The 26,034-nt window shown below is 65.8% G+C and carries 21 protein-coding genes; 9 read left to right on the forward strand and 12 right to left on the reverse strand.

All coding sequences use genetic code 11. From position 1 onward, the window contains the following. Positions 1-595: 595 nt before the first annotated feature. The gene (locus Pla123a_RS12680; protein ID WP_146587464.1) at positions 596-1,468 is read right to left on the reverse strand and encodes a nitrilase-related carbon-nitrogen hydrolase; all 873 of its coding nucleotides are present in this window, start codon (positions 1,466-1,468) and stop codon (positions 596-598) included. A gap of 201 nt (positions 1,469-1,669) precedes the next feature. Here Pla123a_RS12680 and Pla123a_RS12685 point away from each other — a divergent pair, with 201 nt between their 5' ends. Both Pla123a_RS12685 and Pla123a_RS12690 read left to right on the forward strand, forming a co-directional pair. Beyond that, entirely contained in the window at positions 1,670-2,251 is a 582-nt protein-coding gene (locus Pla123a_RS12685) for a hypothetical protein (protein ID WP_146587466.1), read from the forward strand. Beyond that, positions 2,248-3,765: a CoA-acylating methylmalonate-semialdehyde dehydrogenase gene (locus tag Pla123a_RS12690; protein ID WP_146587468.1), complete on the forward strand. Its 1,518-nt coding sequence runs from the start codon at positions 2,248-2,250 to the stop codon at positions 3,763-3,765. The genes Pla123a_RS12685 and Pla123a_RS12690 overlap by 4 nt, the downstream gene beginning before the upstream one ends. Positions 3,766-3,775: 10 nt before the next feature. Here Pla123a_RS12690 and Pla123a_RS12695 read toward each other — a convergent pair whose 3' ends face one another. From Pla123a_RS12695 to Pla123a_RS12705, 3 genes are all read right to left on the reverse strand, one after another. Then, on the reverse strand, positions 3,776-5,035 hold the full coding sequence (locus Pla123a_RS12695) for a hypothetical protein (RefSeq protein ID WP_146587470.1): 1,260 nt from the start codon (positions 5,033-5,035) through the stop codon (positions 3,776-3,778). A gap of 312 nt (positions 5,036-5,347) precedes the next feature. Continuing rightward, positions 5,348-5,899, reverse strand: a complete 552-nt coding sequence (locus Pla123a_RS12700) for a hypothetical protein (RefSeq protein WP_146587472.1) — start codon at positions 5,897-5,899, stop codon at positions 5,348-5,350. Positions 5,900-6,687: 788 nt separating this feature from the next. Continuing rightward, on the reverse strand, positions 6,688-7,809 hold the full coding sequence (locus Pla123a_RS12705) for a hypothetical protein (protein WP_146587474.1): 1,122 nt from the start codon (positions 7,807-7,809) through the stop codon (positions 6,688-6,690). 137 nt (positions 7,810-7,946) lie between these two features. Between Pla123a_RS12705 and Pla123a_RS12710 the strand changes: the two genes are divergently transcribed. Both Pla123a_RS12710 and Pla123a_RS12715 read left to right on the forward strand, forming a co-directional pair. Beyond that, positions 7,947-8,912, forward strand: a complete 966-nt coding sequence (locus tag Pla123a_RS12710; RefSeq protein ID WP_146587476.1) for a bile acid:sodium symporter family protein — start codon at positions 7,947-7,949, stop codon at positions 8,910-8,912. A 110-nt stretch (positions 8,913-9,022) separates the two neighbouring features. Then, positions 9,023-9,997, forward strand: coding sequence for a pectinesterase family protein (locus tag Pla123a_RS12715; protein WP_197527920.1), 975 nt, complete (start codon positions 9,023-9,025; stop codon positions 9,995-9,997). Here Pla123a_RS12715 and Pla123a_RS12720 read toward each other — a convergent pair. Continuing rightward, positions 9,978-11,450, reverse strand: coding sequence for an aldehyde dehydrogenase family protein (locus Pla123a_RS12720; RefSeq protein WP_146587480.1), 1,473 nt, complete (start codon positions 11,448-11,450; stop codon positions 9,978-9,980). The genes Pla123a_RS12715 and Pla123a_RS12720 overlap by 20 nt on opposite strands. Positions 11,451-11,764: 314 nt before the next feature. Here Pla123a_RS12720 and Pla123a_RS12725 point away from each other — a divergent pair, with 314 nt between their 5' ends. Continuing rightward, positions 11,765-12,643 (forward strand): helix-turn-helix domain-containing protein, encoded by an 879-nt coding sequence (locus Pla123a_RS12725; protein WP_146587482.1) that lies wholly within the window; start codon positions 11,765-11,767, stop codon positions 12,641-12,643. A gap of 73 nt (positions 12,644-12,716) precedes the next feature. On the opposite strand, the gene Pla123a_RS12730 is transcribed toward Pla123a_RS12725, so the two are convergent. The 6 genes from Pla123a_RS12730 to Pla123a_RS12755 form a co-directional block, all read right to left on the reverse strand. Then, positions 12,717-13,541: an enoyl-ACP reductase FabI gene (locus Pla123a_RS12730; RefSeq protein ID WP_146587484.1), complete on the reverse strand. Its 825-nt coding sequence runs from the start codon at positions 13,539-13,541 to the stop codon at positions 12,717-12,719. A gap of 492 nt (positions 13,542-14,033) precedes the next feature. Further along, positions 14,034-14,258: a hypothetical protein gene (locus Pla123a_RS12735; RefSeq protein WP_197527921.1), complete on the reverse strand. Its 225-nt coding sequence runs from the start codon at positions 14,256-14,258 to the stop codon at positions 14,034-14,036. A 163-nt stretch (positions 14,259-14,421) separates the two neighbouring features. Further along, on the reverse strand, positions 14,422-15,438 hold the full coding sequence (locus Pla123a_RS12740; RefSeq protein WP_146587486.1) for an AAA family ATPase: 1,017 nt from the start codon (positions 15,436-15,438) through the stop codon (positions 14,422-14,424). Between the two features lie 582 nt (positions 15,439-16,020). Then, positions 16,021-19,137: a VWA domain-containing protein gene (locus Pla123a_RS12745; RefSeq protein ID WP_146587487.1), complete on the reverse strand. Its 3,117-nt coding sequence runs from the start codon at positions 19,135-19,137 to the stop codon at positions 16,021-16,023. A 165-nt stretch (positions 19,138-19,302) separates the two neighbouring features. Further along, on the reverse strand, positions 19,303-19,692 hold the full coding sequence (locus tag Pla123a_RS12750) for a GxxExxY protein (RefSeq protein WP_146587489.1): 390 nt from the start codon (positions 19,690-19,692) through the stop codon (positions 19,303-19,305). 57 nt (positions 19,693-19,749) lie between these two features. Next, on the reverse strand, positions 19,750-20,679 hold the full coding sequence (locus tag Pla123a_RS12755; RefSeq protein WP_146587491.1) for a hypothetical protein: 930 nt from the start codon (positions 20,677-20,679) through the stop codon (positions 19,750-19,752). Between the two features lie 338 nt (positions 20,680-21,017). Between Pla123a_RS12755 and Pla123a_RS12760 the strand changes: the two genes are divergently transcribed. The 3 genes from Pla123a_RS12760 (at position 21,018) to Pla123a_RS12770 (ending at position 24,144) form a co-directional block, all read left to right on the forward strand. Further along, entirely contained in the window at positions 21,018-22,154 is a 1,137-nt protein-coding gene (locus tag Pla123a_RS12760) for an L-threonylcarbamoyladenylate synthase (protein ID WP_197527922.1), read from the forward strand. Between the two features lie 48 nt (positions 22,155-22,202). Continuing rightward, on the forward strand, positions 22,203-22,655 hold the full coding sequence (gene rpiB / locus Pla123a_RS12765) for a ribose 5-phosphate isomerase B (RefSeq protein WP_146587495.1): 453 nt from the start codon (positions 22,203-22,205) through the stop codon (positions 22,653-22,655). A gap of 139 nt (positions 22,656-22,794) precedes the next feature. Further along, positions 22,795-24,144 (forward strand): glycerate kinase type-2 family protein, encoded by a 1,350-nt coding sequence (locus tag Pla123a_RS12770; RefSeq protein ID WP_146587497.1) that lies wholly within the window; start codon positions 22,795-22,797, stop codon positions 24,142-24,144. Between the two features lie 227 nt (positions 24,145-24,371). Here the strand turns inward: Pla123a_RS12770 and Pla123a_RS12775 are convergent, their stop codons facing one another. Then, on the reverse strand, positions 24,372-25,355 hold the full coding sequence (locus Pla123a_RS12775; RefSeq protein ID WP_231956421.1) for an integron integrase: 984 nt from the start codon (positions 25,353-25,355) through the stop codon (positions 24,372-24,374). A 185-nt stretch (positions 25,356-25,540) separates the two neighbouring features. Here Pla123a_RS12775 and Pla123a_RS12780 point away from each other — a divergent pair, with 185 nt between their 5' ends. Beyond that, positions 25,541-25,876 carry a hypothetical protein gene (locus tag Pla123a_RS12780; protein WP_146587501.1) on the forward strand — a complete coding sequence of 112 codons (336 nt, stop codon included), beginning with the start codon at positions 25,541-25,543 and terminating at the stop codon, positions 25,874-25,876. Positions 25,877-26,034: the final 158 nt, after the last annotated feature.

A 26,034-nucleotide genomic window follows, 5' to 3' on the forward strand; every position in this document is an offset into this window, starting at 1 on the left:
ATAGCCCATTAGGTGAAAACCCCGCGGCTCGAAGTTCGCGTTCAACACCGATCTTCCATCGCCTCGTTCCCAGAGAGTACGGACTCGACCGGCCCTCAGTAAGCATCAGTGTGTGTTCGGGCCATTGCAGTACAAAATCGCTGAGCCACCAACCATCGCTCGTGGTTGTCGGAAGCCCCCCTCCGTGCAATCCAGAGATTGAAACATCCGCCGATCCGATTGGGCCAAAGCCTTCAGCCACTAGAGTGCCAGTGTCGTATCGATATCCGTCGTCTGATATGTCGCGTGCGATCCGTTCCCCAGAGTTTGCGTCGAACACACCGCGCCCTTGCGATGACACTACTAGCAGATGCCGCGAATCTTCTGTGAAACCGATTTCCGTTAGCCCGCCTATGCATGACTGGAAAACCAGGCTCCACGGTGAAGGAGGCGGTTCAATGTCTTGAGCGACCATTATGGTGAACAGGTCGCGAAGATGCTGTGGGACAGTCTCAGGGACACTAGAGATCTGTTTCCTTCGCCACATGACGCCTCGAATAAAACTGGCTAAAGATTGCAAAGGCAGACGCCACCTAAGTGTTTAGCGCGGGGGGTGTTACAATTCCGTGATCGCCCCGTAAGTCTCTGGCCGGCGGTCGCGGAAGAACTGCCAGGTGTTCCGCACCTCGCGGATCAGGTCGAGGTCCATGTCGGCGATGACGATGTCGTCCTCGTCGCGTTTGTCGCTCTGGGCGATGAACTGCCCGCGGGGGTCGACGAAGTAACTCTGGCCGTAGAACTCGCCGATCCGCCACGGCTCCTCCCAGCCCGGCCGGTTGATCGCGCCGACAAAGTACTGGTTGGCGACCGCGTGGGCCGGCTGCTCGAGCTTCCACAGGTACTCGCTGAGCCCCGCCACCGTGGCCGACGGGTTGAACACGATCTCGGCGCCGTTCAGGCCCAGGCAACGGGCGCCGTCGGGGAAGTGGCGGTCGTAGCAGATGTAGACGCCCACCTTGCCCACGGCGGTGTCGAACACGGGATAACCAAGGTTGCCCGGGCGGAAATAGAACTTCTCCCAGAAGCCGGGCTGGCAGTGCGGGATGTGGATCTTGCGGAACTTGCCGAGGTACTCACCCGTGGCGTCGATCACCGCGGCCGTGTTGTAGTAGACCCCGGTCAGGTCCTCCTCGTACATCGGGACGACCATCACCATCTTGTGCTTCTTGGCCAAGTCGCACATCAGCTTGGTGGTCGGCCCGTCCGGGATCCGCTCGGTCAGCTCGTACCACTTGGTCTCTTGCTCGGCGCAGAAGTAGGGCCCGTAGAAGATCTCCTGCAGGCAGCAGACCTGGGCGCCCTTGCTAGCGGCCTCTTCGATCATCGCCACGTGCTTGTCGATCATCGCCTGCTTGATCTTGGCGGTAGGCGACGTGGTGGGCTCGCAGGTAGTGGCCTGGATCAGGGCGCCACGAACAGGGCGGGGCATACGCGGGACCTTCGGTAGAGGAATGCGGGAAGCTGCGTCGGTTGGTCCGCCCTTCCCGCGTGCTGGTTTTGAGCAATCTGCGGGAGTTGGTATCTTAACGCAATCAACAGTCTTGCACTAATAGTAAATTTGCGTGAGCGGGGTTCACGGCTGCACCCTTCCGTATCCTGGCGGCGCCCTTCCCTTGCCCGGTGGCTACCGATGAACCCGTTCCGTTCGCCAACCGCAGACGAGGCGCCGATCGATGACTCGGTGCTGGCGGTGTCGTCGAACCGGGGCCCGGCGATCGTCTTCGCGATGCTTGCATGGGTGCTCGCACTTGTGTGGAGCGGAATGATGCTCTGGGAGTCTGGTCCCTACTCGTGGTGGTCACTCGGGATTCCCTTCTGCTTTCTGATTGCGATCCTTGCTTCGATGACGGCGGCCGGGCACTGCGAGATACTTGCAATCGGCGGCCGGGAACTCACCATCTATTGCCCATCGCCGTTAGACGGCGGTCGCGTCACACTAGGCATTGAAGAAGTTGAGAGCATCGAGTGGGGCATCGGCTACGAATGTGATACCGTAACCCTCAAGCTTGGCGAATCCGTCCACGGCGCCGTCTACCGATCGAAGGCGTGGTCCAAGGCTTCCCCCGCGACGCGTGAAGTCTGCTGGCAGGTCGACCACGACGCCTCGATGAACTGCGAGCGTTCTGAAATCCGCGAAGCCCTCCGGCAATGGCTGAACGACGCGAACCACCCCGACGACAAGAAGCAACTCACCGTAGCACGAATCCCATGAGCACCACCGCACCCCAAACCGTCCCCTTCCTCATTGGCGGCCAGTGGCTCGAGCTCGACGCCGACGCGTTCGAGGACGTCTACAACCCGTCGACCGGCGGGGTGATCGCCCGCACGCCGCTCGGCGGGCCGGCGGAGGTCGACCGCGCGGTGCAGGCCGCCGCGGCCGCGCTGCCCTCCTGGGCCGACACGCCGGTCGTCGAGCGGGCCCGCGTGATGTTCCGCCTGCGGCAGCTGATGGACGACCGCTTCGAGGAGATCGCCAAGCTGGTCACCCGCGAGCACGGCAAGACCATCGCCGAGGCCCGCGCCGAGGTGATCCGCGGCGTCGAGATGGTCGAGTTCGCCGCCGGCATCCCCAGCCTGATCATGGGCGAGGTGCTCCCCAACATCGCCGCCGGAGTGGACGCGTCCTGCGTCCGCCACCCGGTGGGCGTCTGCGTGGGCATCACGCCGTACAACTTCCCCAACATGGTGCCGCTGTGGATGGTGCCAGTGGCGATCACCTGCGGCAACACCTTCGTGCTGAAGCCGTCGGAGAAGGTGCCGTTGTCGGCCGTGCTGCTGGGCGAGCTGCTCGACGAGGCCGGGCTGCCGCCGGGCGTGTTCAACGTTGTGCACGGCGGCAAGCCCTGCGTTGACGCGTTGCTCGAGCACCCGCAGGTCGCCGCGATCTCGTTCGTCGGCTCGACGCCGATCGCCGAGTCCATCTACAGGACTGGCACGGCCAATGGCAAGCGGGTGCAGTCGGCCGGCGGCGCCAAGAACCACCTGATCATCATGCCCGACGCGGACATGGACCAGACCGTCAAGGCGCTCGCCGCCAGCGCGTACGGCTGCGCTGGCCAGCGCTGCATGGCGGGCAGCATGGCCGTGGCGGTCGGCGCCGCCGGCGACCCGCTGGTTGACGGGCTGGTGGACTTCTCCCGCAAGATGACGGTCGGCCCCAGCGACCCCGACGTCGACGCCGACGCCGAGTCGGTCGACATGGGCCCCGTGATCCGCGACGCGCACCTGCAGCGGGTCGCCGGTTACCTGGACATCGCCGGCGAGGACGGCGCGACCGTCGCGCTCGACGGCCGCCGCGGCGACTCGGGCGGCGCGTTCCTGATCGGCCCGAGCGTCGTCGACCGGGTCGAGCCCGGCATGCGGATCGCCAGGGAGGAAGTCTTCGGGCCGGTGCTCAGCGTGTCGCGTGTCGCCACGCTCGAGGACGCGTTGGCGCTGGGCGACGACTGCGAGTACGGCAACGGCGCGGTGATCTTCACGCAGAGCGGCTACGCCGCCCGCGAGTTCACCCAGCGGTTCAACGCCGGCATGATCGGCGTGAACGTCGGCGTGCCGGCGCCGATGGCGTGGTTCCCGTTCACCGGCTGGAACCGCTCGTTCTTCGGCGACCTGCACGTGCAGGGCCGCGAGGGTATCCAGTTCTATACCCGCCAAAAGGTCGCGCTGACACGGTGGCCCCGCTCCGACCAGTCGCACGCCGACCCGGTCTGGAAGACGTCGCGGTAGACCCGCCTTCTTACTGCGCGGCGGCGGCCCCGGGCCCCTTGCCCGGAAACGCGCCGAAGCTCATGTACAGCTTAGCGAACGGCGGCTTGAGCCCCACGGCGGCCTGCAGGATGGCATCCGGGTCGCCACCGCGGAGGGCGGCGTTCAGCTTCGAGAGCGACGCCCGAACCTTGTCGACGCCCTCGCCGATTTGAAGCGGGCTCGGCCAGCCCTCGGGCGCCGCTGGCAGCTCGAAGCTGGTCTGCTCGGCCAGCGCCCAGGTGTGCGACGCCTCGGCGGCCAGCTGGCGGAGCTCGGCCAGGTACGCCTGATCAACGTCGGCTGCCGGCTTGTCCTTGGCCGGCTTGACGATTTCCTCCATCACGCGGTGGTAGTCGCTCAGCACGTCCAGCGGGTACGCAACGCCGAGCGACCGGCGCCGCTCTGCCAGCAGTGCGCGGATCGGCTCGAGCGACTCATGGGCGGCGAGGGTCTCGCCGCTCTCGGCCAAGCCGAGGGCGTCCTCAACAATCTTGCTTACGCCGCCAAACAGCACGCCGGCCACCCCGACCGACTCAGCCCGCTCAACGAGCTTGGGCAGCCGCTTCTGCAGGCGGCCGATTGCCGCGACGCCCTGCTTCTGCTTGCCCTGGTTGGTCAGCGCGAGCGCTGGGATATACAGCTGATCGAGCGCCGCTGACACGGCGATCAGTTTCGCCTTGGCGGTCGGCTCCAGCCTGACGGCAGCCGCCTGCTTGTAGTCGGGGACCTGGTGCGCCTGCTCGGCCTCCTCGAATCCGGAGTCGACAAAGCCCGACACCACCTTCGCGTGGGCCTGGATCAGCGCAACCACCTTCGGGTCGGCAGAAGACTCGACGACCTCGACGCCGTCGGGGATCTCCTTAATCTGCATCTGGACCTTGTCGGCGTTCGCAAAGACCTCGTTGAACAGCGGGTCCCAGCGGCGGACCGGGCTGCCGCCCTCGATTCGCTTCTTCATCGCCGCCACGTGGTCGCGGATCTTGGCTACGAGCTCGGGGTCCGCGGAGGTCGTCTGGGTGCGGACGCCGTTGGGGGTCTTGGTGACGGTGCGTTCGATGTCGCCGTGCTGGCCGAGCAGCTCATGGAAGACGTTGCGGTCGTGGTTGAAGGCCTCGTCCTGGCCGCGGCCAAAACCGCCGCCGCCCCGGCCCCGCCCGATCGGCTGCGACGCAGCGTCAGACACGATCAAACCAACTAGGACCAACAGCACCACGCCGGCGCCCACTCTCAACGGCTGATATCCAAACACAACCAGCTCCTTTCCCAACCTGAACGCGGCGATCGCCGGCCCCGAACGAGACCAACCCGCCACGCAATGCAACGACTTGTATCGATAGTACGATATATCGGTCGGAGCGGATAGCGACAGATTGTCGCGGAGCCCTTTCAAGAATCGGTGTCGTGAGGGCCAGCGATCCACGGATTACTGGGCGGCGGTTAGGCCGGCCTGCTGCGACTCGGGCAGACGCTGGGCCGCGAGCTGCCGCCACGCCGGTAGGCGAGGAAGGCAGGAAGCCGTTGAGCGGCAGGCCGACGCCGCGACGACGACGCCCCAAGGACGCTACAGCGACGCTCCCCATGCAGAACCGTCTGGCGAGCCCCCATTTTGCTGTTCCAGGCGGTAAGAATTGGCGCGCCGACTACTGCAGATCACCCACCCGCAAACGCCTGTGACCACGCTGAGCACCGCGCCGATCCCCAACCATTTGGCTAGCATCCGCGCCTGCTCTAGGCTCTGCCGCGCCTGGCTCGGACTCCCCACGAAGTAGGTGTCTTGGTCGCCTGGCAGGTAGACAATTGGCGTGGCGCCCCCGGCCTTCATCGCGAAGTACTGCTTGCTGTTGAGCGCCACTTCACGGCGGCTGGGCGACCAGATCTCTGGCGCGCTAATCACCGCGCGGTAGTGGTGTTGGTGCTTTGCGGTATTGCTCGAACCGAGCATCTGGTACCAGGGCCGGTCGTCCCACACTCGCTCGACAACGGCGGTTGCACGCCGACCCCCTTCGCCGAGCCTCGTCAGTTTGTCAAAGCGGCCATAGCTCGATAGAGCCAGTCCGCCGAATACCAGAGCGGCGATAACGCAAACGTTGATGAACTTGGTGAAGTTCTGCACCGAGGGCTCGCAATTCGAGGCGTTGGGGGATCTCCCCAAACCTAGCTTACGAAGCAGCCCCACCAGAGTGGGCTCATTAGCCTGCACGGAGCAGCCGCTATAAACGTCAATACCGCGAATCTCCCCCCTTTCCTGAAATCGGGAACCGCTCGTAAGCCGGCCGCAGGGCTGCAGTGACCAATCGAGCCCGGCGCCCACTTGCAGGGGCGCAAAACACTAGCCCTCGCCGCACAACTAGAGGCGACGAGGGCTAGGTGGTAAGGATGTTTCCAGCAACGGAGCTGGGGGGCCGTCTCAGTCAATTTGCCACAGGGCAGAGCAAGCAGCGCCTAAGAGGTGCTATCCGGCGCGTCGACCTTTGGTGCCCGTTCGCGAAGGAACGGAGGTCACGCGTCACAGTAGGTGCATGCCCATGCCCCAGGCAAGAAAGCTGAGTCCGTCTCCCGGCCGCGGCTCCAATCGGGCGGCGCTTAACATCCAAGCGCGAAGAGCAACGACGCAGTCTCCGGTTCCAGAGGGTTCTAACGCGTTGGGGACTTCAAGGCGCCGGCCCAATCATCCGGCACGCCTCCTTGAAGCTCCCCACTGCTTGTCCGGCGGATCTTCCACAGCGGCCCTCCTGAGTACGAGGAAGGAAGTGAAGTCGTCTGCTGGAAGCCTACCGTTTATGGACCCGTTTGTCAAAATTTTTTGAAGGGACTGCGGCAAGTGGAACCAGAGCGATTTTTACCTCGTTCGGCACACAAGAATTCGCCCACGCGTACGGCCTGCGCAGCCTTGATTCGTCGCTAGCGGCGTCGGCGAAAGGCCAGCAGCGCCCAACTCACCACGACGCAGCGGCTGCTGCTTTCGGCGGGCACTGGGTTCGCCACGCCGGTCGGCGCACCCGCGTAGCGGCTTCGCCACACCAAGTAGTCCGCGGTGTCCACGAGCCCGTTGTTGTCTCCGTCGCCCAAATCCGTTGGCTGGTTAAGATGGTCGCGCCAGACGGTGTAGTCGGCGGCGTCGGTGACGCCATCGGCGTTGTAGTCGCCCGCCTTATTCGCGGCGTCGCGGCTGTGGTCGTCGAGGCCGAGGTCATCAAGCCACTCGCCGATGTAGCGGAGGTGCTCGAGGTGGGCGTCGCCGTCGGAGCCTGTCGCGCCCCACAGGGCGAACCCGTCCTGTTGGGCGTGTCGGTAGAATTGCAGCGTGCCCAGGCCGCTCGCCCGCGATCCGCGGGCCGACAGCCCGAGGTGCTGCAGCAGCTCGGCGCCGGTCTCGGCCGTACTCTCATACGTGAAGGTTGGGACCTGCGAATGCGTGAAGACGAACGTCTTGTCTCCACCCGCGGCGCTGGTCGCGAACGCCTTGTAGTCGGCCATCTGCGAGTCGAGCGGAGTCCCGTCGGCGGCGGTGGTCGCGTACAGCGAATCGGCCGCGAGCAGGCTGTCGATCTCACCGAAGTAGGCCTGGGTCGACAAGATCTGCCTCACAGCTCCGTAACCAGCGCTGAACGAAGAGACCGCCAACCGTCCCCAGTCGGCGCCTCGGCCGAAGTCGGCCTGGCCCGCGAGCCGCCCCAAGGCGTCATCAAGCAGCCGCTGGAACAGCGTCGCGTCGGAGAACGGGTTGCTGTACGCGCTGGATAGCCCGCTGTAGTTAACAGTCACGACCACGGCGTTCAGCTTCGCATAAGCCGCGTTGTTCCAAACCGTCTGCGGGTCGCCATGGAAGTGGACCAGCAGGTCGACGTCGCCACGGTGGGTGTAGTCGTTCGGGACAAACAGCTTCCACTGAGGTTCACTGAGCGCGAGTTCACGTCCCGTCGCAACCGGCAGTTGCGCACACGCGGAGCCAACCACGCACAACGGCAACAGAGCCGCAATCAATAGCCTCACCGAATCTCCCTTCTCTGAAGCGGTCGTCATGTCGCACAGACAGGCCTGCCAGGCGTGTCCGCCGCTGCTTCGACAATAGCCTGGATCGTCGCCGCAGTCTACGAATCGCTCGCTCCGCGTCTGACCTGCGATGTCGGGCCCCGCACTGCGCTGCTACAATCGGCCGCGTGACACGCCTCCTCAACCTGCTCGCCAACCTGTTCCCGCTGTGGGTGATTGTCTGCTGCGCGTTGGCGCTGGTGCACCCGCCGCTGTTTGCTTGGTTTGGGCCGTACATCGTGCCGGCGCTCGGGCTGATCATGCTCGGGATGGGCATCACGCTCTCGGCCGGCGACTTCGCCGAGGTGCTCCGCACGCCCCGGCCGGTCCTGCTGGGGGTCACGGCGCAGTTCACCATCATGCCGCTGTTGGGTTGGTCGATCGCCACGGCTTCTGGTCTGCCCAATGAGATCGCCGTCGGGCTGATCTTGGTGTCGTGCTGCCCCGGCGGCACGGCGTCGAACGTGGTGACCTACATCGCCCGGGCGAACCTGCCGCTGTCGCTGCTGATGACGATGTGCTCAACCTTCACCGCCATCCTGCTCACGCCGCTGCTGACCAAGTGGCTGGTGGGCGAGCGGCTGCCGGTGGACGCGTGGGGGCTGTTCCTGTCGACCGTGCAGGTAGTGCTGCTGCCGGTACTGGTGGGCCTGATCCTGCACCACGCGGCGCCGCGGCTGGTGCAGCGGGTGACGCCGGTCGCCCCGCTGGTGAGCGTAATCCTGATCGCGCTGATCTGCGCCAACATCATGGGCCGCAACGCCGAACAGGTGCAGGCGTACGGCGGGCAACTCGCCCTGGCGGTTGGCGTGCTGCACGCCGGCGGATTCGCCCTCGGGTACCTAGCGGCCCGGCTATTTGGCTACGGCGAGCTGGTCCGCCGCACGGTGTCGATCGAGGTCGGCATGCAGAACTCGGGCCTCGGCGCGGCGCTCGCGTCGAAGCACTTCACCAACCCGGCGACCGGCGTCTGCCTGGCGGCCGTGCCGTGCGCCATCTCGGCGGCGGCCCACTCGGTGATCGGTAGCGCCCTGGCGGTGTGGTGGCGTACGCGTGTCCCCGCTTCGGAACCGAGTGAGGACGCCAACCGCTAACCCTCCCGCACGCTCGCGCAAAACAGGGCGGCACCCCAGTCCGAACCGGCGGGGACGCGACCTACAATAACACTGTGCCCCTGCCCTTTCCCCCGCCTAGGTCGATGCCGATGCGTAGCCACCTGCTGCACGCCGTCGCGGTTGCGGTCACGCTGGTCGCCCCGCTAGCGGCCGAGGTGCGCCTGCTAGTTGGCGCCGCCGATCGGGACGCGACCTACACGTCCATCCAGGCGGCTGTCGACGCTGTCCCAACAGGTGGGGCCGAGCGGTACGTCATCGACATCCTGCCGGGGACCTATACCGAACGGGTCAAGGCGCCCTCGAACAAGCCGCGGATCACCTTGCGAGGCCAGGACCCGCTGACCACCAAGATCACCTTCAACGAGACCGCCAACACCCCGCCGAACGAGTCGACCGTGCACGCCACGGTGGTCGTCCTCGGCGCCGACTTCGTCGCCGAGAACCTGACCTTCGAGAACTCGTACGGCGAGGGCGCCCAGGCGCTCGCCCTGTACGCCAAGGCCGACCGGCTGGTGTTCAACAACTGCCGGTTCCTCGGCTGGCAGGACACGCTGCGATCGGAGTACGGGCGGCATTACTTCAAGGACGTCTACGTCGAGGGGAGCGTCGACTTCATCTACGGCAAGGGGACCGCCTACTTCGAGAACGCCACGCTGTTCGCGAAGGCGAATGGCTACCTCACTGCGCAGGGCCGCGAGGGCCAGGCCGAGACCAACGGCTACGTATTCCGCAACGCCACGATCACCGGCGCCCCCGCGGCCACCAGCGTCTACCTCGGGAGGCCGTGGCAGGCGTACTCCCGCGTGGTGTTCATCGACTCCAAGATGGGGCCGCTAGTCGCGCCCGCCGGATGGTCCATCTGGTCAGGCAGGTCTCACCTCACCTCGTTCTTTGCCGAGCATAACAGCACCGACCTCGACGGCGCCCCGCTCGACATGTCGCGGCGCGTTCCCTGGGCGCACCGGTTGACAGCCGACGAGGCCAAGGCCTTCAGCAAAGAGACCTGGCTCTCTGGCGACGACAACTGGCGGCCCGACGAAGTGATCAGCTCATCGACACCGTGACGGTCTTGTTCTCGGTGTAGGCCTCGAGGCCGGCCTCGCCGAGTTCGCGGCCCAGGCCCGACTCCTTGAAGCCGCCGAACGGCGCCGCGGCGTCGAACACGTTGTAGCAGTTCACCCACACGGTGCCGGCCCGCACGCTGGCCGCCATGCGGTGCGCCTTGCCGATGTCGCGGGTCCAGACCGCGGCCGCCAGGCCGAAGTTGGTGTCGTTCGCACGGTGCGCGACCTCGCCCGCGTCGCGGAAGCGCAGCACGCTCATCACCGGGCCGAAGATCTCCTCGCGAGCGATCCGCATCTCGTCGCTGACGTCGGAGAACAGGGTCGGTTGGACGAAGTAGCCCTTGTCGCCGACCCGCTCGCCGCCCGACAACAGCTTGGCGCCGTCCTGCTTGCCGTACTCGACGTAGCGGAGGATCTTGTCGAACTGGTCCTGGTCGACCTGCGGCCCGTGCTGGGTCGCGGGGTCGAACGGGTCGCCCACCTGGCGTTGCTCGTTCGTGGCGACCATCTGCTCGCAGAACTCGTCGTAGATGGAGTCCTGCACGTACACGCGGCTGCCGGCGCAGCAGCACTGGCCCTGGTTAAAGTACAGCCCCATGTGCGCGCCGGCGACCGCGGCCTCGAGGTCGGCGTCGGCAAAGATGATGTTGGGGCTCTTGCCGCCCAGCTCAAACGTGAGCCGCTTCATGGTCTCCGTGGCGTCACGCTGGATGATCTTGGCGGTGGCCAGCTCGCCGGTGAACGCGATCTTGTCCACGCCCGGGTGGCGGACAATCGCCGCGCCGGCGGTCGGCCCGTAGCCCGGCACCACGTTGATTACGCCGTCGGGGATGCCGGCGTCCTGGGCCAGCTTGGCCATCCGCAGGCACGACAGCGGCGTCTGCTCGGCCGGCTTCATCACGATCGTGCATCCGGCGGCCAGCGCGGGGCCCCACTTCCACGCGCACATCAGCGCCGGGAAGTTCCACGGGATGATCTGCCCCACCACGCCTACCGGCTCGCGGCGGGTGTAGCAGAAGTAGTCGCCCTTGATCGGCACGGTCGAGCCCTGGATCTTGTCGGCCCAGCCGGCGTAGTAGCGGATGCACTCGATCACCAGCGGGATGTCGGCCGCCGACGAGTCGCGGATCGGCTTGCCGTTGTCGAGGGTCTCCAGCGCGGCGAGCTCGTCGGCGTGCTCCTCGAGCAGGTCCGCCAGCCGGTACATCAGCCTGCCGCGTTGCCGCGCGTCCATCTTGCCCCACGGCCCGTGGTCGAACGCCTCGCGGGCGGCGTCCACCGCCAGGTCGACGTCTTCTTTGTCGCCCTCGGCGATTTCGGCGATCACCTCTTCGGTGGCCGGGTGGATGGTCTGGAAGGTCTTGCCGCTGGCTGCCGGCAACCACTTGCCCCCAATAAAGCATTGGGTCTGCTTAACCTGGGGCCTCTGGGTCGTTTCAGTGAACATGGCCATGGGAATAGCTTCCTTCGGATAGTCGACGGGACGCGTGTGCTCGAACGAGACCGCGGCAGAAAAGTTCCTGCCCGAAATTCTAAAAGATTCCCCTCCAGATGCCAGTCAAATTAAGACATCCCCACTACAGACGATTGATTGTTTTCCGCTTTGTGGCAAGCTATACGGCCCGAGCCCGCTCTGGCGCACGCAAAGCTTAGTCGGCGGCTCGGTAATCCACAGGACGGGTTGAATCCGCCCCGCGTGCTGGACAGCGGCTCCCCAAGTGGCCGCTGTCTACCGCCGCGTGGCCAGGGCAAGCGGCAGGGGCAACCATGGAAGCGGTATTCACACCTCGCCAAGTCGCTACGGCGCTCGGCGTCAGCGAGTCGACCATCAAACGCTGGGTCGACAGCGGCCGCCTCCGCGCCACAAAGACCCTCGGCGGCCACCGCAAGCTGCCGCAGGGGGCGATCGTCTCGTTTGTGCGGGCCACCGGCCAACAGATCGCCGACCCGGAGCTGCTCGGCCTGGTGGCCAACGCCGGCAGCCTCGACCCGGAGTCGCTGCAGGACGAACTCTACGACCGCCTCACCGACGGCGACGAGCCGGCCGTCCGCGGCATCATGGTCCGGCTGTACCAGAACGGGCTGCCGATCGCCGATCTTGGCGACCGGCTGCTCTCGCCCGTGTTCCGCCGCATCGGTCAGCAGTGGGCCGCCGGCGAGCTGCAGATGCACCACGAACGCCGCGCCTGCACCACCGTGCTCGCCGTGCTCCACGAGATCCGCCAGTGGATCGCCCCGCCGGAGCCCGACGCGCCGCTGGCGCTGTGCGCCTCGCCCTACACGGACTACGCCCAGACGCCGCTGTGGCTGCTCGAGCTGACCCTGCTGAACGCCGGCTGGAACGCCTGCGCCGCCGGGGCCGGTCTGCCGCTCGACCAGATCTACAACGCGGTTCAGCTGCACCGCCCCCGGCTGATCTGCCTGAGCGCGACCCACGTCCCGCACCTGCCGACCTTCGTCAAGGAGGTGAACGAGGTGCTCGCCGACGAGCTCTCGGCGAACGTCTCGCTGGTGATTGGCGGCTGTGCGGTCGAGGGCGTCCGCACCACCGAGCTCCGCTGCGACCTGCTGGCGAGCTGCCTGGCCGACCTCGAGCTCTACCTCGCCAAGATCGGCAACGCGGGCGTCGCCCGCGTCGGCGTCTAGCGCGACCGCTGCTTCCTCACGCCCTGCGACTTCGTGACCCGTTCGTACGGCCGCTGCAGTTCGCGAGCCGCCGCTACAAACCCTTGTGCTTCTCGACCATCCGGCCCGGGCTGCCCATCACGTTGTAGCCGCAGTCGAGGTGCAGGATCTCGCCGGTGACGCCGCTCGACATGTCCGACAGCAGGAAGGCGCCGCTCTTGCCGGCCTCCTCGTGCGTGACGTTGCGGTTCAGCGGGGCCATCCCCTCGTACAGCTTGAGCATGTCGTCGACGCCGGCGCCGCGGCCGGAGATCGTCTGCATCGGCCCGGCCGACAGGGCGTTCACGCGAATGCTGTCGGCGCCCAGCTCGTAGGCCAGGTACTTCACGCAGCTGTCGAGCGCCGCCTTGCAGACGCCCATCACGTTGTAGCCCTGCACCATCTTCTCGCCGCCGTAGTAGGTCAGCGTGAGGATGCTGGCGTCCGGGTTCAGCAGCGGCCGCACCGCGTTGGAGAGCGCCAGCAGGCTGTACGCGCTGATCTCCATCGCCAGCTTGAAGCCGTCGCGGCTCGTGGCGACGGTCTCGCCACGCAGGTCCTCGGGCGGCGCGAACGCGATCGAGTGCAGCACGAAGTCGATCTTGCCGAACTCGCTCTTGGTCTTCTCGGCGACCGCCGCGATGTGCTCGTCCTTGGTGACGTCCATCGGGATCACGAACTTGGCCGACGGGTTCCCGTCGATCAGCTTGGTGAGGCGGCCCTCGTTCTTCTTCCGCGTGTCGTCCGGCTTGTCGGGCATGTGGGTGAAGCCGCACACGCCCCCCTCGTTCATCACCCGCTCGGCGATCGCCCAGGCGATCGACTGCTTATTGAACACGCCCGTGATCAGGCCCTGCTTGCCTTCGAACAGTCCGGCCATGAGGATTTCCGCTTCGCTGTGGTAGTAGGTGAGGGAGAGTTGCTGAGCCCCACAATTTACCAGGGGCGGCGGAGGTCGGAAACGGGTCGCGTGGACGGGCGACTTTTGTCCCTAATTCCGACATTGATTCATAGGGACACAAGTCGGGGCCTGCGGCCGCCGGGCGATTCATTCCAGGCTTGTATAGCAGCAGCAAATGACTTGGGCCGGCTTGTGGCCGGCCGACTTTTGTCCCCTTCTGCGTGCCGCAGCGGACAAAACGCCCCGCTCGCGGCGCGTTGCCAACTTAGCGTTCGGCGCCAGCCGAACCCTCCTAGCGACTACGCACCACCTCCCAAACTGCCGGCTTCCACCGGCAGCTAAACACGGATGGCGAGCGTAGGAGACTCGTTGGAACCTCCCCAATTGGACCGCGCGGCGCGGCCAATTTCTACAACCAAATGGGGCCGACAGAAAAGTAGTTGGGGGGGCCGGTTAGCGCTGGATTCCCCGCTAATACAGCGGCGGTTTCCAGCGTGCCGCGTCGATGATCGACCACAGGTGGATGATCCAGCCGAGCAGGATGATCCACAGCAGCGACGCCAGCACAAACTGCACCCCCGCGGCCACAAACCGGCCCTGCACCAACTGGCCCAGGCCAGGGATAAAGAAGCTGCAGACTGCAGCAATCACGTTGCCGGTAGAACCTTGACCGGACATCTGGAGTTCCTCGCTCATAACAGGAGTTCGCGGCGGAGAGGTCGATCTTGGGTCGCCGACACGCATTTTTGGTGGGTGCCCGGGGCGCTCCGCGACAGCGGAAGCCCCGGCGATGTACTCGCCGTTGCTCGTCGGCGTCGGGGGCTTCCCTACGGGAGCGCCCCCGGCACCCGCCAGGCAGCTACGCCACCTTCGCGTCGTCGGCCTTCTCCGGCACGCCCTTCAGGATCCCCTTGAGCACCGTGTCGGGGCTGACGCCCTCGGCCTCGGCCTCGAAGTTGAGGATCACGCGGTGCCGCATCGCGGGCGTGAACACGCGGCGGATGTCCTCAAAGCTGACGTTGTACCGGCCCGACAAGAGCGCGCTGAGCTTGCTGGCGAGCGCCATCGTCTGGGCGCCGCGGGGGCTCGCGCCCCAGCGGAGGTACTGGTTGGTCTCCGGCGTGGCGTACGGCCCGTCGGGGTGCGTGGCGAGCACCAGCCGGGCGATGTAGTCCTGCACGTGCGGCGCCAGGATCACCTCCCGCACTAGCGACTGCCACTTCACGATCTCGTGGCCGTCCATTACCTTCTCGGGCGTGACGAACGACTGCTTGGTCGTGCGGTCGATGATCGTGTTGAGGTCCTCGCGGCTCGAGTAGCCGACCACCAGCTTGAAGAAGAACCGGTCGAGCTGAGCCTCGGGCAGCGGGTAGGTCCCCTCCTGCTCGATCGGGTTCTGGGTCGCCATGACGAAGAACGGCGGCTCGAGGTCGAAGGTCTGCCCGCCGGCCGTGATCCGCTTCTCCTGCATGGTCTCGAGCATGGCGGACTGGGTCTTGGGCGTGGCGCGGTTGATCTCGTCGGCCAGCACGATCTGGGCGAAGATCGGCCCCTTCTGGAACTCGAACCGCCGCCGCCCGTCCGGGTCCTCGACAATCAGGTTCGTCCCCAGGATGTCCGCCGGCATCAGGTCGGGCGTGAACTGGATGCGGCTGAAGTCGAGGTCCAGCGTCTGCGAGAGCGTGCGGATCAAGAGCGTCTTGCCGAGCCCCGGCACGCCCTCGAGCAGCGTGTGCCCGCCGCAGAACAAACAGGTCAAGACGCCGTGCACAATCTCGTTGTGCCCGACAATGACCTTGCTGATCTCGTTGAAGACGGCCTTGTAGCGCTCGGAAAACTCCGCGGCGCGTTTTTCGATGGATTCGCCGATGGACATATGCGCAATTGCGTTAAAGTCTGAAGGTTCGGTTGATCAGTAACCTACGGCGGAAGCCGTTGGGTTGCGAGTCTGCCCACGGCTTCCGCCGTGGGTTAGTTGTCAATTAGGGACGGGCGCTCGACGCCGGCACGGTGGCTTGAGGGCCATTCGATTGGTTTGCCGCCGATTGCCACGCGGGGAGCAGCACGGCCAGCAGATCTCCCACGATCCACACCACGACGGCGACCGCGAAGAACCAAGTCACTGGAGACGTTTTTCGGCGTTGCTTTATCGGGTTGGACTCCGGTCGAGTGGTTGGTGACTCATACGGGTTTGGCTCGGACGCGTTCATTCAACAGGCCCAACGGGCCGCGCTATCACAGCCCAGGGCGCAGCCCTGGGCAAACGGTATCGCTCTCGTGTTCATGCGGTTGCCGACCCAGGGCTGCGCCCTGGGCTGTGTTAGGTTGGCCCTTCAGGCCAAGGGGTTGTGATTGGTATCGCCTCTACCCCACGGCTTCCGCCGTGGGTTACTCGTTGGGGCGGCACTCGCTTCTTGCTGGTCAAGAGCCAACAGCTAGTCGCCAATAGCCCCAGAACTCACTTCTTCCGCTTCGCGTCTTCTTTCGCCTTCTTGAGCCGGGACAGGTAGCTTTCCTCTTCTTTTGGTTCTTCCGTCATGCCGCCGCCTGACTGGGCCCGTTTGGGGTCGGTTTTGGGGGGCGTTTTGACGTCGGCCAGCGGGACTTCGGCCTGCGGGGCCTGTTCATCGTAGTCGAACCTGGTCTCGGCGGCGCGGCTCCCCGCTGCCCGGCTTTCTGCGGCCTGGCGGATCTCGCGTTTCTTGCTTTGCAGTCGACTCATCGTCGGGGCGGTGGCGACTTGTTCCGCCTGCATGAACACGTGCACCTTCACCCACTCGACCGCCGGCTGGGTCCAGCTCAGGTCGAACTGCACCCGGCGGACGAACACGTCGGCGAAGAACAGGCAGCTCGCCAGCATCACCAGCAGCGGCCAGCGGTCCTGGCTGCTGACGGCGCGGGGCATGTCGCGGCGGTACGGGTCGACCGCCACCAGCGAATCCGGGATGTCGCCCGTGGCGGGGAGCTCGACGCCCGCCTCCTCGTCGATCAGCTTGCCGGGCTGGCCGCCGCGGGGCTCGAGGTTGGCGATCTGCGTCAGCAGCGGGCGGTTGGTCTCACGGTCGCGGAACTCGTCGCTGTAGCCGACATTCACGCCGGTGCGGATCATCGGCTGGCCCGGGCCGGGGTTCACGGCCAGCATGTAGCTGCCGGAGTCGGCCGTGTCGAACTCGCCGACGTAACGGCCCGGGGCGACCTGCTCGATCACGACCGTCTTAGCGGTCATGTCGGGCGCGAGGACCGTGGCGGTCATCGAGCCGGTGTTGATGAACTGGTCGTCCTTGTCGAGCGCGTCGACGACAATGCGGGTCTGGCCGTCGCGGACCTCGGTGGCGACCGAGTAGTTGCCGGTGTCGCCGGTGGGGCGCATCGACCAGCGGACCAGCTGGCTGTAGAAGCGGCCGTAGTTTTCCCAGGCGGTCCAGTCGTTGGCCCAGCGGGCGCCGGCGTCGGTGCTGACCACCGCCGACTTGCCCAGGCCGTAGGTCCACACCGCCAGCAGCGTGGCGTGTTTGGCGTCGGCGTCCGGGGCGATGGCGATCTGCTCGACCAGCGTGTTGTCCTTGAGCGTGCTCTTCACGTAGCCGGTGATCGGCGGCAGGCCGTCGACGCCCTGCAGGATCTCGTGCAGCGAGTTGGTGACGATCGGCGGCGTGGGGCTCTCGAATTCCTTGGTGACCGGCCGGGCGATGCGGCGGGCCTCGCGCTTGTAGATCTTCGGCAGGGCGTTGGCGTTCTTCACCACGTAGAACTTGCCGCCGGTCTGCAGGGCGATGTTCTGCATCATCTTCAGGTCGCCGTGGCCGCCGAGCGCGCCAACCGCGACCGTGGTGATCTGGATATTCTGCTTCTTGAACGCCGCGATCGTCGACGCCTTCGGGGGCGAGGGGTCGCCGTCCGAAATGATAATGCAGTGCTTGATGGCGGGCGGAGGGTTGGTGAGCTTGGCCAGCGCTCCCGCCACTTTGACCATGCCGGGGTCGAACTGCGGCATGTCGCCCACGACCAGTCGGTCGACGCGGGACATCATCTTCGCCCGGTTCGGCCCGACCTCCAGCATGCCGTTGGGGTGGTTCCAGAGCCACTGGTCGTCCTGGTTCCACTGGATCAGGCCGCAGTAGTCCTTGGGGCCGAGCGTGCGGATCGCCTCGCGGGCGATCACCTTCTGCCAGTAGTTGCCCTTGGCGAACTCGCTGGCGTGCATGATCATCGCCAGCGCGCCGATCGGCTCGACCTTGGCGGCCTTGATGCGGAAGTCGACCGGCAGGGCCTTCTCGACCTCGGTCCCCTCCCAGTCGCCGGCGCCGAGACTGCGGTCGCCGCCCAGCATGATCAACCCGCACCCCAGGTCCTCCGTGTTCGAGACCAGCATCTCGAGCTGCGCGTCGCTGAAGCCGGCGATGGTGTCGGTGTCGACGCCCCCCTGGGCGTTGGCGGTGAAGCCGCTGCTGCGGGGGACATTGGCCAGCACCACCGAGTCGTACCGCTGCAGCTCGGCCAGCGAGGTGAAGAGCTGGTCGCTCGGCTGCAGCGTGACCTCCAGCCCCTCGCCGCGGAGCCGGTCGACCATGAACGCGAACTCGCCGGGGTGCTCCCAGTCCTCGATCACCAGCACGTGCCCCCGGCCGCGGACGTGCGTGAAGGCGGTGGCCGTGTTGTTCTGGGTCGAGGCGTCGCCGCCGCCGGCGTCGGGCTCGAAGCGGGCCTCGTAGGTGTAGAAGTCGGCCTGCTCGATCTTCTCCTGGATGCCGAACACGTTCTTGCCCGGCTTCAGCTCGACCGGCTTCTCGACCAGCGTCTCCTCACGCTCGCCCGTCTTGCGGACCAGGCGGAGCTTGCCCTTGGCGACGCGGTTAGGATCATCGGGCGGTGGTTGATTGTCCAAGACCACCCGCATCTCAAACGGCTGATCGCGCCGCACGTCGGGCGGCAGCACCACCTTGTCCACGGAGACTTCGCTGCGGGCCTCCAGCGGCACCGGCAGCACGTCGATGCTGATGCCGGCGCCCGCCATCGCCCGGGCCTGCCGCAGCGCGTTGCCGATGTTCTCGTTGCCGTCGGTCACCACGACAATCCGCTTGGCGGCGTCGGGCGGGAAGAGCGACATCGCCTTCTGCAACGCGCCCTCGAGGTTCGAGTAGTTGCGGTCCGGCGTGCTCTCGATGCGGGTGATGCCGTAGTCGAAGTCGACCGGCGGCAGCTCGACCTCCGCGTCGCGGCCGAAGACGATCACGCCCGCGCGGTCCTCCTTGTCGTCGCGGCGGTGCTCGCTGACCGAGGCGTTCACAAACCGCCGCATCGCGTCGCGCTCGTCCTCGGGGATGCTGAGTGACTGGTCGAGCAGGTACAGGACCGTCAGCTTGTCGGACTCCTCGCGGTGCTGCATGTCGGCGATCGCCAGGATGATCAGCCCCACCACCAGCGACCGCAGCACGAGCGCCGTCAGCCACCGCCACCGCCCCAGGCCCGAGAGGCTCCGCCGGCCAATCGCCACCAGCGCGACGACCAGCACCGCCAGCAGCCCCAACAAGTAGGGCCACCACGGGTTGTCGAAGGGGAGGTTGAGATCGGACATTTAGGAGGTTTGAACCACGAAGGCACGAAGACACAAAAGGATTACCGCTAATTGACCAGACGCTTTATGCCGTCCTTGATCAGCACCGAGTTGAAGTTAATCAGTTGAGGTCAGACATTTAGGAGATTTGAACCACGAAGGCACCAAGACACAAAAGGATCACCGCTAATTGACCAGACGCTTTATGCCGTCCTTGATCAGCACCGAGTTGAAGTTAATCAGCAGACCGAGGCGATTTCCAGACAGCTTGAGGTAAGTCAAAAGTTGTGCCGTGTGTATAGGTTCGAGCGAATCCACCGCCTTCAACTCCACCACAACCTGGTCTCCAACCAGCAGATCGAGTCTCAACCCAGCATCTATCTCGATTTCATCGTATCGAATAGGCTGAGCCTCTTGGCGACGAACCGGAATCGATCGTTTCGTTAACTCGTAGCTGAGGCACGTCTCATAGACAGATTCCAGCAAGCCCGGTCCGAGCGTAGAGTGTACCCGAAATGCGGCGTCAACAACCTGCTTGGCAATCGCTTCAGTGGACGCTGGAATGGGATCATGCATGGTTGTCTCGTCCTTAGTGCCTTCGTGTCTTGGTGGTTTATCTCGTAGGCAATTCCGTCAAATCGTGATGGTTTGCACGCGGTGGTTGTAGGTGTCGAGCACGTGGACGCGGCCGGTCGAGTCGCGGGCGAGGGCCCAGGGGCGGTCGAGCTGGCCCGGGCCGCGGCCGGACTCGCCCCAGCAGCCGAGCGACTCGCCCTCCTGGGTGAACACCTGCACGCGGTTGCCGCCATGCTCCACCAGGATCACACGGCCGGCGTCGTCCATGGCGATGTCGTACGGGTACGACAGCTGTCCGGGCGCCGTGCCCTCCTCGCCCCACATAAACAGCAGCTCGCCCTCGGTGTCGAACACCTGCATGCGGTGGTTGCAGGCGTCGCAGACCCAGATGCGGTCCTGGGGGTCGACGTACAGGTTCTGCGGGCGGACAAACTGGCCCGGGTCGGCGCCGTGCGAGCCCCACTGCAGCACGAAATCGCCCTCGGGCGTGAACTTCTGGATGCGGTCGTAGTCGCCGTACTCGGCGATGTAGACCGCGCCGGTCGAGTCGCGGACCGCGTCGGTCACGAAGCCGAACTCGCCCGGGCCGTGGCCCTCCGTGCCGCCGATGGTCTCGTCCTCGATCAGCGTGCCGTCGAGGGCGTAGGAGAGCATGCGGTAGTAGTGCGTGTCGGCCACCAGCAGCCGGTCGCCCTCGATCGTGATGCCGGTCGGCTTGCCGTTCTGGTAGTTCGGGGTCTGCCAGCCGCGGAGGAACTCGCCCGCGGGCGTGAACACCTGGATGCGGGCGGTGAAGTCGACAATGTAGACATTCGCGTCGGCGTCGACGTCCATCGCGCGGGGCCGCCAGAGTCGGCCGTCGACCAGCCCCCGGCGGGACCAGACACTCTGGAGTTTGCCGATCGTGTTGCCGGACTTTTCGCAGCCGCCACACGAGGCTACGAGGGCCCCAGCAGCAACGGTTCGGCAAAAGTCTCGGCGATTCATGCGTTTCTCGAACGAGTCGGGCGCCCGCTGTTTGTCGGTGGCAGCCGCGGTCCCCGCATGGTACGCGAGATTGCACGCGGGTGCATCGGTCGCCCTAATCCATTACAAGCGTGCGACTTGCGGCCGCCGCCCCCGATCCGGGCCGCTTGACCCTGCCATTATTCGGCCGGTATAAAGTCGTGGCTAGCACTACGCGGGGCCGGTGCCCAGCGATTAGTCGGCGGATGGCTGCTAATCATGCGGATCGTGACGCCCAAATCGCCCGCCGGTGCGTCCGCCTCGCAGTCCGGTCCGAGTCTTGTTTACGCGTCGGGTTCTTGCACCCGCACAGGGGCGCCATGCCACCCATTGTCATCGAAGTTGCCCGCGCGGACGACGTGCGTGACGTCGTGCACCGCGCGGTCCAGGCGTTGGCCGAGGGGCAGCTGGTCGTGATGCCGACCGAGACCGTCTACGGCGTGGCGGCCAGCGCGTGCAGCGCGGCCGGCATGCGGCGGCTGGCCGAGCTGAAGCAGCACGGCGCCGACGCCCCGTTCGCCCTCGCCGTGAAGAGCGCCCAGGAGCTCGAGGACTACGCCCCCGGAGCCTCGCCACTGGCCAAGCGGCTCGCGCGGCGGGCCTGGCCCGGCCCGGTGACGCTGGTCGTGGACACGCCGCAGGACGGGGGCCTGATCAACCAGCTGCCGGAAGAAGCCCGCAGCCACATCTGCCCTAACGGCACGGTCGGCCTGCGGTGCCCGGCGCACCGCATCGTGCAGGACGTGCTGCGGATGATCCCGGGGCCGCTGGCGCTCTCCAGCGCCAACCTGCACGGCGAGCCCGACACGGTCTCTGGTCGCGAGGCGGCCAAGGCCCTCGGCGACAAGATCGCCCTCGTGATGGACGACGGCCCCGCCCACTACGGGCAGCCTAGTTCGGTGGTCCAGGTGCGGGGCGGCACGCACACGGTATTGAGGGAGGGAGTCGTGGGGAAGCCAACCATTGACCGGCTGTCGCGGTACCTGGTGCTGATGGTCTGCACCGGCAACACGTGCCGCAGCCCGATGGCCGAGGCCCTGCTGCGACGCAACCTGGCCAAGCGGCTCGGCTGCGATCCCGACGACCTCGAGGACCACGGCGTGATGGTCGCCTCGGCCGGCGTGCACGCCGGCGGCGGCTCGCCCGCCAGCCCCGAGGCGGTCGCCCTGATGGCCGAGATGGGCTGCCCGCTCGACCGCCACCTCTCACAGCAGCTCACCGAACAGCTCGTCCGCTCGGCCGACCTGATCGTCACGATGACCCGCGGGCACCGCCAGGCGCTGCTCGCCTCGTGGCCCGACGCCGCGCCGCGGACCCGGCTCCTGATGCCCGACGCCGACCTCAGCGACCCGATCGGCGGCTCCGCGGAGATCTACCGGGCGTGCGCCGAGCAGATCGAGCAGGCCCTCGACGCCCACGCGAAAGAAATCGTCGCCGGCGTTGGCGGTGAGAAGTAGCGCGGACCTGGCAACCGAACACCACCGCTATTCTTTAGGATCAGAATCATGCGAATCGCCATCGGCAGCGACCACCGTGGCTTCCACCTCAAGGCGAAGATTGTCTCCGTCTTGAAGCAGCAGGACCACGAGGTAGAGGACGTCGGCGCGCTGGGCGACGAGAGCGTCGACTACCCGGACTACGCCGCCATCGTCGCCAAGAAGGTGAGCGAGGGGACGATCGACCGCGGCATCCTGATCTGCGGGACCGGCATCGGCATGGCGGTCGCCGCCAACAAGTTCCCGGGGGTCCGCGCCGCTCCGTGCACCGACGAGGTCACCGCCGAGATCAGCCGCCGCCACAACGACCTCAACGTCCTCTGCCTGTCGGCCGACCTGCTCAGCCCCAGGGTCGTCGAGCGGATGGTCGACGTCTGGCTCGCCACGGAGTTTGAGGCCGGCCGCCACACCCGCCGCATCGAGAAGATCACCCAGCTCGAGTCCGACAACTGCTGCCAATAAAGTAGCTGCACGGTTGGTGGCTGCGCCGATTGGGCGCCAGCCATCCAACCGCTCGTAGCCCCCGGCTCTGCCGGGGGATGAACCGCCAATCGCCCCCACAGGCGTGCCCTACTGAAGGAACCCTGCGGAAGGAGTTCTAATGCCACGCACCGAGGCCCAGCTCCGCGAGGACGCGTTGGCGATCTGGCAGGCCGGGGTCGCGGCGGTCGACCCGCTGCGATTGATCCCCGAGGTCGTGCTGGCCGAAGGCGATCAGCTCATCATCGGCGACGCCGCGTTCGACCTCGACCTGATCGGCCGCATCGTCGTGGTCGGGGGGGGCAAGGCGGGCGCCGGCATGGCGGTGGGGCTCGAGCAGGCACTCGGGCCGCGGATCCTGGCCGACAAACAAGTCACCGGCCTGCTGAGCGTGCCGGCCGACTGCCTCGCCCCGACACAGGCCATCCGCCTGGTCGCCGGCCGCCCCGCCGGCGTCAACGAGCCCCGCCCCGAGGGCGCCGCCGCGGCCGCCGAGATGCTCGACCTCGTGGCCGACCTCCAGCCGACCGACCTCTGCCTGTGCCTGCTGTCGGGCGGCGGCTCGGCCCTGCTCCCCGCGCCGATCGACGGCGTCACCCTGGAGCAGAAGGCGGCCGTCACACGGTTGCTGAGCGGCGCCGGGGCCGACATCCGCCAGCTCAACTGCGTCCGCAAGCAGCTCAGCCGCATCAAAGGAGGCGGACTCGCCAGGGCGTGCCGCGCGGCGCAGCTCATCACGCTGATCATCTCCGACGTATTAGGCGACCCGCTCGACGCGATTGCCTCGGGCCCCACAGTCGAAAACCCCGAAACGGTCGACGACGCCCTCCGCGTGTTCGCTGACCTCGGCGTCGCCGACCACCCCGACGCGGCGCCGATCATCGCCGCGCTGCAGGCGAAGCCGCAGCAACAGCACGACACGGCGCACTGCGTGGTCGACAACCAAGTAATCGCCAACAACGCGATGGCGGTCGACTCGGCCGGCATCGAGGCCGAGCGTCGTGGCTACAGCCACGCGATGGACTGCGCCATCGACTGCGAGGGCCCTGCCGAGGAGGTCGGCGAGAAGCTCGCCCAGATGGCCCTGCACATGCGTGACACGCCCGGCCCCGACTGCCTGATCACCGGCGGCGAGCCAACCGTCAAGCTGGCCGACCCCGCCATCCGCGGCCGCGGCGGCCGCAACCAGCAGCTGACGCTCGCGGCGCTGCAACAGCTCGGCGACTGCCGCGGCGTCGTGCTGCTCTCCGGCGGCACCGACGGCGAGGACGGCCCCACCGACGCCGCCGGCGCGTGGGTCGACGCCGAGGTCGTCAACCAGGCCCACCAGCTCGGCCTCAACGCCGACGACGCCCTCCGCCGCAACGACGCCTACACGTTCTTCGAGCAGACCGGCAGCCTGCTCCAGACCGGCCCCAGCGGCACCAACGTCTGCGATGTCCGCGTGGTGGTGGTAAGTCAAGACGGCTAGTAGAGCTGGTGTGAACGGTGGCTGCGCAGCACGATGAAGCCGACGTCGATTCGGAGGTCCCGAATTGTACCGAGGTTGTGACAACCTCAGCGAGTTTGCTGATTCTCTCCGGCTCCGCGGGCGATGCAACCGCGTGCACGAAGGACAATGCGGAAGCCGCTGCTGTCGAAAGCTGCTCAACCAGTTGGCGGCGTCCCACTTTGGGAGGGCTCATCCTGCATGAGGGATCACTGAACGGCGTCGTGCAGCGCGTCCAGCGGGCTCCGCACACCGCACGCGCCACGCTGGAGCACGTGCGTGTAGATCATCGTTGTGGACACGTCCTTGTGGCCCAATAGTTCCTGCACGGTCCGGATGTCGGCTCCGGATTCGAGCAGATGCGTGGCGAAGGAGTGTCGCAGGGTGTGGCAGGTCGCCCGCTTGAGAATGCCCGTCGAACCCACGGCCTGCTTGAAAGCCTTCTGCAGCGCGTTCTCGTGCAGGTGATGACGACCGGTGCGCCCTGAACGCGGGCAGCGTGAAAGGCGGTCGGAGGCGAATGCGAACTGCCACGCAAGTTCGTAAGCGGCGCCGGGGGCCTTCCGCTCAAATGCCCGCGGCAGGTCCACGCGTCCTTCGCCGGCGTCGAGATCCCGCTGGTGCAGCTCCGACCTCCAAGCCAGGCGATGCTGTAGGTGTTCACGCACCGAGGCAGGCAGCGGGACCGCCCGGTCTTTATCGCCTTTACCTTGTCGGATCATCAATTGCATCCGCCCCAGGTCGATATCTTTCACGCGCAGTCGGCAGCACTCCATCAAGCGGAGGCCGCCGCCGTACATCAGCGACGCCATGAGCCAGTAGGCGCCATGGGCCTGACGCCGCGTCCCCAGCCGCTGAAGGACCTGGCTTACCTCGTCTTGCGTGAGCACGGTGGGAAGCCTCCGCGACCTGGCGGCCCGCGCCGCGTTGAGGTCTCCAAGGTCCGTCTGCAGCACGTGCCGGTAGAGGAACAACAGGGCGCTGAGAGCCTGATTTTGGGTGCTGGACGTGACGTGGCGGTCCACGGCGAGATAAGCCAGGAATGCCTCGACCTCCGCTGCGCCCATCTCCCGGGGATGCCGCAGGCCGTGCCAGCGGATGTACCGTGCGATCCAATGCACGTAGGCCTGTTCGGTGCGGTAGGCGTAGTGCCCAGCACGCAGCTTCTGGCGAACCTGGTCGAGGAGCTTCACACCCGCATTATGCGCACACCTGTACAGTACCACAAGTCGAATCTGCATAAGCGGCGGCCCGGCCGCCTGGACAGGCGGCAAAGCTTGTGGGCAAGAGGACTTACGGCGACAATGGGTGCGCCTGCTTAATGGGTTAGGCAGAATTGCTTCTGTATACTTATTGTTAGCTGTGCGAGCGAGGCTTGATGAAAATTCGAAATTTTGAACCAATGCCAACACGCCCATGCAAATATTGTTTGGCATTGCAGGATGACTCTGTATTTGTTGATCTAAATATAACTGAGAACGGTTGTCTTTATATCGTACGAATCTCTTTTGACGGCTACGGTTGTTGTTATCCGGATACAGAAATTGGCATTGGTAAAATTGCCTTTGAAGAGTCCGCGCTCTTAATTAGTATTATCAAAAATGGTAGTTTTCATGAGTCCAAAGCAAGCGAAATACTTAGCCGGTACTTTAAGGAAAATGAAGCAACTTTGTGGGGAGATGCATTAAAAGATCATGAGCTTATATCTGCGTAAATCTGTATTGGCCAGACATACAGCTAACAATACGTGCCAGCTGACATTTTGGTCGGCGCTCCGTTTTGTGTATGGCTTGGCCTTGTCGACTAACTCCAGACGAACTGAGGCGTGCCGAGTTGCGTGAAGCGGTTAAGAATCGCGCAGCGTAGCCGGCA

It is taken from the genome of Posidoniimonas polymericola, from assembly GCF_007859935.1.
In the GTDB taxonomy this organism is placed as follows: Bacteria; Planctomycetota; Planctomycetia; order Pirellulales; family Lacipirellulaceae; genus Posidoniimonas; species Posidoniimonas polymericola.